The organism is Mesorhizobium sp. M1E.F.Ca.ET.041.01.1.1, assembly GCF_003997355.1.
In the GTDB taxonomy this organism is placed as follows: domain Bacteria; phylum Pseudomonadota; class Alphaproteobacteria; order Rhizobiales; family Rhizobiaceae; genus Mesorhizobium.
This window is the reverse complement of record NZ_RZSL01000182.1, coordinates 1-10,288: the sequence shown is the minus strand read 5'-3', so window position 1 is coordinate 10,288 and position 10,288 is coordinate 1. Positions and strand designations below refer to the sequence as shown.

The 10,288-nt window shown below is 63.9% G+C and carries 9 protein-coding genes, 1 tRNA gene and 1 pseudogene; 3 read left to right on the top strand and 8 right to left on the bottom strand.

Going from position 1 to position 10,288, the window contains the following annotated elements; all coding sequences use genetic code 11:
• Positions 1–1,705 (top strand): DNA translocase FtsK (locus EOA38_RS16705; RefSeq protein ID WP_281060103.1); only part of this gene is annotated, 1,705 nt, incomplete at its 5' end.
• 436 nt (positions 1,706–2,141) lie between these two features.
• Here the strand turns inward: EOA38_RS16705 and yihA are convergent.
• The 5 genes from yihA to rpmH form a co-directional block, all read right to left on the bottom strand.
• Positions 2,142–2,795 (bottom strand): ribosome biogenesis GTP-binding protein YihA/YsxC, encoded by a 654-nt coding sequence (gene yihA, locus EOA38_RS16700; RefSeq protein ID WP_126095682.1) that lies wholly within the window; start codon positions 2,793–2,795, stop codon positions 2,142–2,144.
• A 32-nt stretch (positions 2,796–2,827) separates the two neighbouring features.
• Positions 2,828–3,466, bottom strand: coding sequence for a CatB-related O-acetyltransferase (locus EOA38_RS16695; RefSeq protein WP_127299719.1), 639 nt, complete (start codon positions 3,464–3,466; stop codon positions 2,828–2,830).
• Positions 3,467–3,801: 335 nt separating this feature from the next.
• Positions 3,802–5,631 carry a membrane protein insertase YidC gene (yidC, locus tag EOA38_RS16690; protein ID WP_126090901.1) on the bottom strand — a complete coding sequence of 610 codons (1,830 nt, stop codon included), beginning with the start codon at positions 5,629–5,631 and terminating at the stop codon, positions 3,802–3,804.
• Positions 5,632–5,638: 7 nt separating this feature from the next.
• A complete protein-coding gene (gene rnpA, locus EOA38_RS16685) occupies positions 5,639–5,992 on the bottom strand; it encodes a ribonuclease P protein component (protein WP_127299718.1) in 354 nt (117 codons plus the stop codon).
• 16 nt (positions 5,993–6,008) lie between these two features.
• Positions 6,009–6,143 (bottom strand): 50S ribosomal protein L34, encoded by a 135-nt coding sequence (gene rpmH, locus EOA38_RS16680; RefSeq protein ID WP_008833937.1) that lies wholly within the window; start codon positions 6,141–6,143, stop codon positions 6,009–6,011.
• A 256-nt stretch (positions 6,144–6,399) separates the two neighbouring features.
• Between rpmH and EOA38_RS16675 the strand changes: the two genes are divergently transcribed.
• Together EOA38_RS16675 and EOA38_RS16670 are read left to right on the top strand one after the other, a co-directional pair.
• Positions 6,400–7,893 carry a HAMP domain-containing sensor histidine kinase gene (locus EOA38_RS16675; RefSeq protein ID WP_127299720.1) on the top strand — a complete coding sequence of 498 codons (1,494 nt, stop codon included), beginning with the start codon at positions 6,400–6,402 and terminating at the stop codon, positions 7,891–7,893.
• Between the two features lie 192 nt (positions 7,894–8,085).
• Positions 8,086–8,162 (top strand) — tRNA-Arg (locus tag EOA38_RS16670).
• Between the two features lie 166 nt (positions 8,163–8,328).
• Here EOA38_RS16670 and EOA38_RS16665 read toward each other — a convergent pair.
• From EOA38_RS16665 to EOA38_RS40415, 3 genes and pseudogenes are all read right to left on the bottom strand, one after another.
• Positions 8,329–9,297: a quinone oxidoreductase gene (locus EOA38_RS16665; protein WP_127299717.1), complete on the bottom strand. Its 969-nt coding sequence runs from the start codon at positions 9,295–9,297 to the stop codon at positions 8,329–8,331.
• Positions 9,294–10,070, bottom strand: coding sequence for an alpha/beta hydrolase (locus tag EOA38_RS16660; protein WP_127299716.1), 777 nt, complete (start codon positions 10,068–10,070; stop codon positions 9,294–9,296). Before EOA38_RS16660 ends, EOA38_RS16665 begins: the two co-directional genes overlap by 4 nt.
• A 126-nt stretch (positions 10,071–10,196) precedes the next feature.
• A pseudogene (locus tag EOA38_RS40415) lies at positions 10,197–10,288 on the bottom strand (cytochrome P460 family protein); the annotation flags it as partial.

Sequence of the window (10,288 nt, the reverse complement as noted above, 5' to 3'; positions counted from 1 at the left end):
CGCCCCGCCCGTCGGCCGGCCCGCTCCGGTGGAGATCGAACCGCGTGCGCCCGAAGCGACTGCCGCCGCGCCGGTTTCCGGCGCAAGAAGCGCCCGGACCGCAAGGCCCGCGCCCTCCCTGCCTGTCGCCGGCAAGGTCGCGCCGCTGACCGCCGCGGCCGGATACGAGCTTCCTCCCGAGGACCTGCTGCAGCTGCCGCCGGAAGGCCAGGGCTTCTACATGTCGCAGGAGCGGATGGAACAGAACGCCGACCTGCTCGAAAGCGTGCTGGAGGATTTCGGCGTCAAGGGCGAGATCATCCACGTCCGGCCGGGTCCGGTCGTCACGCTCTACGAGTTCGAGCCGGCGCCGGGTTTGAAATCGAGCCGCGTCATCGGGCTGGCCGACGACATCGCCCGCTCCATGTCGGCGATCTCGGCGCGCGTCGCCGTCGTGCCGGGCCGCAACGTCATCGGTATCGAGCTGCCCAACGAAACGCGCGAGACGGTCTATTTCCGCGAGCTGATCGAATCCGCCGGCTTCCGCAACACCTCCTGCAGACTGGCGCTCGGCCTCGGCAAGACGATCGGCGGCGAGCCGGTCGTCGCCGACCTGGCCAAGATGCCCCACCTGCTGGTCGCCGGCACCACCGGCTCGGGCAAGTCGGTCGCCATCAACACCATGATCCTGTCGCTGCTCTACCGGATGAAGCCGGAGGAATGCCGCCTCATCATGGTCGATCCCAAAATGCTGGAGCTGTCCGTCTATGACGGCATCCCGCATCTGCTCACGCCCGTCGTCACCGATTCCAAGAAAGCCGTCACCGCGCTGAAATGGGCGGTGCGCGAGATGGAGGAGCGCTACCGCAAGATGGCGCGCCTCGGCGTGCGCAACATCGACGGCTACAACCAGCGCGCCGCCGCTGCCCGCGACAGCGGCGAGGTGGTGGTCATGCAGGTGCAGACAGGCTTCGAGAAGGGCACGGGCGAGCCGCTGTTCGAGGAACGGGAGATCGACCTCGCGCCGATGCCCTACATCGTCATCATCGTCGACGAGATGGCCGACCTGATGATGGTCGCCGGCAAGGAGATCGAAGGCGCCATCCAGCGGCTGGCGCAGATGGCCCGCGCCGCCGGCATCCACCTGATCATGGCCACGCAGCGCCCGTCGGTCGACGTCATCACCGGCACCATCAAGGCCAACTTCCCCACCCGCATTTCCTTCCAGGTGACGTCGAAGATCGACAGCCGCACGATCCTGGGCGAGCAGGGCGCCGAGCAGCTGCTCGGCCAGGGCGACATGCTGCATATGGCCGGCGGCGGGCGCATCGCGCGCGTGCATGGCCCATTCGTCTCCGATTTGGAGGTCGAGCACGTCGTGGCGCATCTGAAGGCGCAAGGCCGCCCGGAATATCTCGACACGGTCACCGCCGGCGAGGAAGCGGAGGAAGAGGCGGCCGACGCCGGTCCGGTCTTCGACAAGGGCTCGATCGCCGAGGAGGATGGCGACGCCCTCTATGAGGAAGCCGTCAAGGTGGTCAAGCGCGACAAGAAATGCTCGACCTCCTACATCCAGCGCCGCCTCGGCATCGGCTACAACCGCGCCGCCTCATTGGTCGAACGCATGGAGAAGGAAGGCCTGGTCGGCGCCCCCAACCACGTCGGCAAGCGTGAAATCCTTGCCGGCCGGCGGGACCTTGCGCCGGAACGCGACGAGACGGATTGAGCAAAGCTTGATGGGGCGGGGTCTGGCGCGCTTTCGGGCCAGCGCAATCGCATATGAAGTACCCCCCTGCCCCTTCCCACAACGGGGTACACAGGGGGCAATCGCACACGGCAGCGCTGCCCCCTCTCCGTCCGCTACGCGGCCACCTCTCCCCCATTTCATGGGGGCGAGGTGACGCTAATCGCTGATGTAGCGGCCTGGGGAAGCTTGGGTTCCTCGCCCCCACAACGTGGGGGAGAGGTGGCTCGGCGAAGCCGAGACGGAGAGGGGGAGCGCCATATGCGATCGCCCTGCCACAGGAAGGAGGGGACGATGCCGCCGTTGTTTCCGACTAAATCATCGACATTTCGTCGTCGCCGCCAGGATTCCGTTGTGGGTAGGGGTGGGGCTCGTGCCACGCAAACCTTTCCAATGCGGCTGCCCGACGCAGGCCCTCTCAGCCACCGTTCGCCACCAGCGCGATCGCCGCGCGCAGCTCGTCGAGCCCGGCGGCCTTTTCCGATGATGTCGCGAGCACGGTCGGAAACGCCGCCGGCCGTTTCTTGATCTTGGCGAGCGTTTCCTCGATCAGTTTCGGCACGCCCGCCGCCTTGATCTTGTCGGTCTTGGTCAGCACGACCTGGTAGGAGACAGCCGCCTTGTCGAGCAGCGACAGCACCTCCTCGTCCTTGGCCTTGATGCCGTGGCGGGCATCGATCAGCACATAGACGCGCTTCAGCGTCACGCGCCCCTGCAGATATTCGAAGATCAGCTTCGTCCAGGCGTCGACCTTGTCCTTCGGCGCGCTGGCGTAGCCGTAGCCCGGCATGTCGACCAGCGCCATCGGCGGCAGGTCGGCGCCCTCGCCGGAGAACCCGTCCGGCACGAAATAGTTGAGCTCCTGCGTGCGCCCCGGCGTGTTCGAGGTGCGCGCCAGGCCCTTCTGGCCGACCAGAGCGTTGATCAGCGAGGATTTGCCGACATTGGAGCGGCCGGCGAAAGCGATCTCCGGCGGCCCTTCGGGCGGCAGGAATTTCATCGACGGCACGCCGCGGATGAAGATCCAGCCGCGAGTGAACAGCTCAGGGTTGATTGCCGCCGTGTCGCCCATAGTCTTGTCGTTTGTCATCTTTTCGGGCGCGCTCAAACCGCGGCCTCCAGCCTGGAAATGTCGGCGCCCCGGATGGCGTCGAGGTTGCGGCTGATCTTGTCGACCGGCCAGTCCCACCAGGCCGCTTTCAAAAGTCGCCGTATCGTGAAGTCGTCGAAGCGCATCTTTACCACCTTGGCCGCGTTGCCGGCGACGATCGCATAGGGCGGCACGTCGTGCGTGACAACCGATTTCGCGGCAACGATCGCGCCATGGCCGATCTTCACGCCGGGCATGATCACCGCATCCATGCCGAGCCAGACGTCATTGCCCATGATCGTGTCGCCGCGGATCTCCTTCGACCACGTCTCAGGGTCGAAACCTTCCTCCCAACCATGGCCGAAGATGTTGAACGGGTAGGTCGAGAAGCCGGACATCGCGTGATTGGCGCCGTTCATGATGAAGCGCGCGCCCTCGGCGATAGCGCAGAACTTGCCGATGATCAGTCTGTCGCCGATGAAGGGATAATGGTGCAGCACGCATCTTTCGGCGAATTTGTCGGGGCCGTCAGGGTCGTCGTAATAGGTGAAGTCGCCGATCTCGATGTTGGGCGCGTTGACCAGCCCCTTCAGGAAGCCGACGCGCGGATGCATCGCGATGGGATGCTTGATGTTGGGATTGGGTCCGGTCATCGGCTGGCTCCGTCCACCCTTGCAGGAGGCCGAGCTTATAGTGATGCGCGACGCGTGGTCTACCCACCCCTAGGTTAGCCGGGAACGACCGGGATCCCGCCGCGGGGATCCCGGCCTGCCGGACGGCCTCCCAAACACCGGCGTCGTAGCGCCGGAAGCCGTCGCGGCCTTATTGGGGAGGACCGGGAAGCTACGAGGCGCGCCGCGCCGGAGTTTCGCGGGGCGAAGCGAATTCCGGAAGAAGCCCGCGAGGTTCTGTCCGAAGGGCGTCGAACGATATCGGCCAACAAAAAACCCCGGCATGCCGGGGTTTTGTATTCAGGGTCGGGCGCCGGCTATTCCGCCGGCGATGGCTTCTTGCGGAACATTGCCGCCAGATTGTCCCACAATTCGATCTTGGCGCCCTGGCGCTTCATGATCACACCCTGCTGCAGGATCGAGAGCGTGTTGTTCCAAGCCCAGTAGATGACGAGGCCGGCAGGGAAGCTGCCCATCATGAAGGTGAAGATCACCGGCATCCAGGTGAAGACCGCGGCCTGCGTCGGATCCGGCGGCGCCGGGTTCATGCGCATCTGCAGGAACATGGTGATGCCCATCACCACCGCCCAGGCGCCCATATGCGGCAGGAAAGCCGGCGGAGCGAACGGCAGCAGGCCGAACAGGTTGAAGATCGACGTCGGATCGGGCGCCGCCAGGTCGTGGATCCAGCCGAAGAACGGCGCGTGCCGCATCTCGATGGTGATGTAGAGCACCTTGTAGAGCGAGAAGAAGACCGGGATCTGCAGCGCCACCGGCCAGCAGCCGGCCAGCGGATTGATCTTCTCGGTCTTGTAGAGCTCCATCATCGCCTGCTGCTGCTTCATCTTGTCGTCCGCGTATTTCTCGCGGATCTCCAGCATCTTCGGCTGCACCTTCTTCATGTTCGCCATCGACGCGTAAGATCTGTTGGCGAGCGGGAAGAAGATTGCCTTGACGATGACGGTGGTGGCGAGGATCGCCAGTCCGAAATTGCCGAAGAACTTGTAGAGCGTGTCGATGAGGTAGAACATCGGCTTGGTTATCCAGATGAACCAACCCCAATCGATCAGGCGATCGAACAGCCGGATGTTGCGGTCCTGAGCGTATGCATTGACCTTGTTGACTTCCTTGGCGCCAGCAAAGATCTCCGTCTCGACCGTTGTCGATTGCCCAGGTCCGACCGCGATGGCATCGGTCATGTAGTCGGACTGATAGCTGTGGCGAAGCCCGTTGTTGATGTCGACATAGGAGTAGCTGGGCTGGAATGGCTGCTTCTCCGAGGGGATCAGCGTGACGGCCCAGTATTTGTCGGTGATGCCGAGCCAGCCGTCTGTCGACTTTCCGGGCTTGTACTGCTTGTCCTTCTCGATCGCCGCGTATTTGTGCTCCTGCAGGCCCTCGCTGCCGGTAACGCCAATGAGGCCTTCATGCAGCACGTAGGTGCTGGCCACGGCCGGCTTGTCGAAGCGGGCGACGCGGCCATAGTTGAACAGCGAGACGGCGGTGCCGCCCGTATTCTGAACGGTATCGGAAACGGTGAACATGTAGTCGTTGTCGACCGAGAACGTCCGCTTGAAGACAAGTCCCTTGTCGTTGGTGAAAGTGAGCGTCACGGGCGTCGCCGGGCTCAGCGTCGAATTGCCGTCAACACTCCACACCGTCTTCGGCCCGGGCAGTGTGCCGACATTGCTGTCGCCGACGAAACCAATCTCGGCGAAATATCCGTTTGACAGTTGCTCCGGGTTGAGAAGCTGGATCTCGGGCGAGTTCTTGTCGACTGTCTCGGTGTAGTGCTTGAGCTTGAGATCGTCGAGGCGTGCGCCGGCGAGGTTGATCGAGCCGGACAGGCTCGGTGTATCGATCTTGACGCGCGTGGTTGCGGCGAGCGCCTGTTCCAAGGTTGCCGGCGTCGTTGCCTCGGCGCCAGGCGTGTTGGGGATGGCGCCCGGCGCCGGAGCCTGAGTCCCGGTTGCGCCGGAATTGGCGGCGCCGCCGGCTTCCTTCTTCTGCGCCTCGGCGCGCTGCTGCTCGATGCGGGCCTGCTCGCGCTGCTGCTCCATGCGCGGGTTCATGTAGAACACCTGCCACAGCGTCAGGATCAGCACCGACAGCGCGATGGTGATGAAGAAATTGCGGTTGTTTTCCATCGAGAGCCTATCGTGTTCCGCGCAGCCGGCGGGAAAGCTCGGCCTTCAACTGGCCGAACGGAATGGCAAGCACGTCTTCGCGCCCGACGATGACATAGTCATTGCCGGACGCCATGTCATCGGCGGCATACGTTCGCACAGCTTCTCTGAGCCGCCGCCGGACGCGGTTGCGCACCACGGCGTTGCCGACCTTCTTGGTGACCGTGTAGCCGACGCGTGGCGCGGAATCGTCGCCACGATCGAGAACCTCGACGAGAAAAAGCCGCCCGCGGCGTTTCTCGCCGCCGCGCACAGCCAGGAAATCCGCGCGTTTCAGAAGCCGCCCGGGAGCTTTCCCCTTTGGCTTGCCGGTTGCGGGCAACGATCTCGTCTTTCGCTCAGGCGCTCAGCCGCTTGCGGCCGCGGTTGCGGCGGGCTGCGACGACGCCGCGGCCACCCTTGGTGGCCATGCGGGCGCGGAAACCGTGCCGGCGCTTGCGGACGAGTTTGGACGGTTGGTAGGTACGCTTCATTTGTTTTAATACCGCGGCGTGCGGCCCTTCTTGATTCTGTCACTCTGTAACAGGAGCTTTGCCGGGCCGGTTTTAGGCGCGATCGAAACCGCGCCGGGACGAATGGCCCGAGCGTGAGCGGGCTTATAGAAAGAAGGTTTTTGGAAGTCAATCCGGCCAGCTGCGGGCGAATTTTTTGCGGTGCCAGGGACGAAATTGGCAAAAAAGCCGCAAATCGCATAACCTTGTCCGATCAAGCGTTCGTGAAAACCGCGTCATGACGAGTGAAGTCCTGTCCACGGATGAAAAGGCACGCCCGACGGAAGTGAGCTCTCCGCGCCGGGTGCCGCTGTCGCGCGGCCTGTCGACGAAGCTTCTGCTTCTCACCATCGTCTTCGTGCTGCTCGCCGAAATCCTGATCTTCCTGCCCTGGATCGCCAGCTACAGGGTGAACTGGCTGAAGGAGCGGCTGAGCACCGCTGCCGCCGTCTCGATCGTTCTGTTGCAGGGCGAGCCCAACTCGCTGTCGCACACCGCCCAGAACGATGTGCTGATGGCGATCGGCGCCAAGGCGATCGCGGTGCGCGACGGCGGCGTCTCGCGGCTGCTGGTCGTGGCCGACATGCCGCCGAAGGTCGACGAGCATATCGACATCGCCAATGTCGGCCTGGTCAACGGCATGACGGGCGCGTTGGAGACGCTGTTCGTCGGCGGCAACCGCATGCTGCGCGTCTTCGGCCCGGTCGGCGACAGCGACAAGGAGTTCGAGCTGATCATGCCGGACCGCAGCCTGCGCAACGCGATGCTGCGCTATTCGCGCAACGTCGCCGTGGTGTCGCTGCTGATCTCGCTGTTCACCGCCATGCTCGTCTATGCGGCGATCGACCTGATCATGATCGGCCCGATCCGCACCATGACGCGCTCGATCCTGTCCTTCTCCGAGGCGCCCGACGATCCCGGGCGCATCATCTGCCCGACGGAGCGCTCCGATGAGATCGGCGTCGCCGAGCGCGAGCTGGCGCAGATGCAGGATCGGCTGCACAAGATGCTTTCCGAGCAGAAGCACCTCGCCGACCTCGGCCTTGCCGTGTCGAAGATCAACCACGACATGCGCAACATCCTCGCCTCCGCGCAACTGATGTCGGACCGCCTGCGCCAGGTGAAGGACCCGACCGTGCAGTCCTTCGCGCCGAAGCTCCTGCGCGCGCTCGACCGCGCCGTCGCCTATTCGGAGGGCGTGCTCGCCTATGGCCGCACGCAGGAGCCGGCGCCGTCGCGCCGCAGGCTCAGGCTGCGCCAGCTGGTCGACGACGTGCATGGCCTGCTCGACATCGAGGAAGGCATCGAGTTCATCAATGGCGTCGATCTCACCTTCGAGGTCGATGCCGATTCCGACCAGCTGTTCCGCGTGCTCACCAATCTTTGTCGCAACTCCGTGCAGGCGATGGCAGCCGACACCGAAAGCGCGGTGGTGCGCCGTCTCGCCGTCTCGGCCGAACGTTCGGGCAGCGTCAGCCGCATCACCGTCACCGACACCGGCCCCGGCCTGCCGCCCAAGGCCCGCGAAAACCTGTTCGCGGCCTTCCGCGGCTCGGCGCGCAGCGGCGGCACCGGCCTCGGCCTGGCGATCGCCCATGAGCTGATCCGCGCCCATGGCGGCACGGTCGAGCTGGTCGAATCGATCGGCGGCCGCACGGTCTTCGCCGTCACCATCCCCGACCAGCCGGTGCGGCTCGATCAGGCCCGCAACGGCCTGCGCCGTCCCGCTTGACCGCAGCCATCCCGACAAACCGCGCCGGTTCCGTCCTGAACGACGCCGTCGGAGGCTCAGCCGCAATGCCTGCGACAAAACTTTTGCCGGATCGGCTTGCTTTTCGCAAATTCAGTCGTTAGGGAACACTCCACATTTCGCGGCCGGTCGTTTTGATCGGATCGCGGGGCCGTGTCGCACACGGCCTGATGCGCGCCCGTAGCTCAGCTGGATAGAGCACCAGACTACGAATCTGGGGGTCAGGAGTTCGAATCTCTTCGGGCGCGCCATAATTTCAAGGGCTTAGCAGGGCACCGCAGACTAGAGAGAACTTAGTCTGCGGAGCGCGAGGTCTTCTCGTCGGCATACGAGGCATCACCCTTGTGCCGAGAGTGACGGATGGCAGCCAAAGCAATCGCCGGAGCTTTTGCTGCGCTTTCTGGAAAATGCCGGAGATTACGGGATGAGCAGAAGCTTGCCTGTCGTGGCGCGGCTTTCCATGTCGGCATGCGCCTGTGCTGCCTCGGCAAGCGGGTAGATGCCGCTGATCCTAACCTTCAGCTTTTCGCTTGTTATCCAGTCGAATAGCTGACTGGAGCGAGCGTGAAGGAGTGCCGGCGTGTGGATATGATCGAAGAAGACAGCGTAGCCGATCTTGATGCTCTTCGGCAGGCTCATGATATCGAGCGGACCGGGACCGCCGAGCACCGGGCCGTACCAGCAGAAAGTGCCGGAACGGCGCAGTGAGTCGAGCGATCCCTGGAAGGTTTTCGGCCCTGAGCCGTCATAGACGACGTGGACGCCGTCACCGCCGGACAGGCGAAGCACCTCTTGCGCGAACTGCCCTTTGGTATCCACGATCACATGGTCAGCGCCGGCCTCTTTAGCGATCGCCACCTTGTCCGCCGAGGAGACGCGGCCGATCACATGGCCGCCTCTCAACTTGATGATTTGGGTGAGCAGCAGGCCGAGACCGCCGGCTGCCGCATGCACGAGCGCGATATCGCCCGGCTGTACCGGATAGAAATCCGTTGCGAAGTGGCTGGCGGTAAGTCCCTGCATCATTACTGCCGCCGCGGTGCGGTCGTCGATCGCATCCGGTATCGGTACGAGCGCCTCGGCGGGAAGTACCGCACGCTCGGCATAGCTCCCCGGTGCATAGACCCAGGCGACGCGATCGCCAGGCGCGAGACGGTCAACTCCCTCGCCGACCGAAATCACGCGCCCCGCCCCCTCGACGCCGAGAACTTTCGGATTGGGGACGTCGGTCCAGGCGAGCCCGCGCCGCACACCCGTATCCATGAAATTGACGCCCGCAGCGGCGACCTTGACGAGGACTTCGCCCGGGGCGGGCTCGGGCTCCGGCAACTCGGCAAATTCCATCACTTCCGGTCCGCCTTGAGTAGTCATCACGACCGCTTTCATCGTGATGCCTCCGTAGCGGCCTTCTCGATCAGCCGCGCTACGGGTTCAGGGTGCGAAACCATCACCACATGCGAGGCGCCCTTGATAACCACGGTATCCCGCGAGTGGGCCCGAGCAGCCATGAAAGCCAAGGCTTTCGCCGGTATGTTCTTGTCGCCGTCTCCGTAGATGAACCAAGTCGGAAGCTTTTTCCACGCTGCTTCTGTTTGGATTTCGTTCAGCGCGGCTTCTGCGATAGGCCTCTGCCCCGCGGCCATCAGTCTGGCGTCGGCTTCGGGGACGTCGGCGGCGAACTGATCGTGGAATTTTTCCTGCTGGATGTAGAGATCCTTGCCTCCACTTGACAGGGTGACCGGCGGCGCGAGGGTCGGACCGAGCGTGCTGCCGGGAAATTTGCCGGCGAGTTGCACGGCGGTCTCGCCCGCATCCGGCGCGAAGGCCGCCACATAGACCAGCGTCTTGACGTTCGCATGGCCTTCGGCCGCGTCGCTGATGACCGAGCCGCCGTAGGAATGGCCAACGAGGACAACAGGCGATTTGATAGAACCAAGGATGTTGGCGACGTAGCTAGCGTCACTTTTGACGCCACGCAGCGGATTAGCGACAGCTACGACGGGATAGCCATCCTTCTCCAGGATTTTAACGACGCCGTTCCAGCTCGACGAATCCGCGAATGCGCCATGAACCAAAACGACGGTGGGTTTGTTGGTCTGCGCATATGCATTGCCGAACAAGGCGCTGGCAATTGCCAAGGCTGCAAATAGTATTTTCATCCGACATGTCCTTCATGGTTGATTGACTCGGCCGACTGGGCCGGCCAGGCGATGGGAAGACCGGATTTCTCCGGCAATGGCCGCAGGCCCCCCGGTTCCTGCGGGAATCCATGGATCGGTGCTGGGTTACGGCGCGAGCCGCGTGAAGACATGGTCGTGCCCCCGAACGCGCGCCTGATGGCAAGCGAAGCAGGTCTGGTGCTGAGCCTCATCGACCG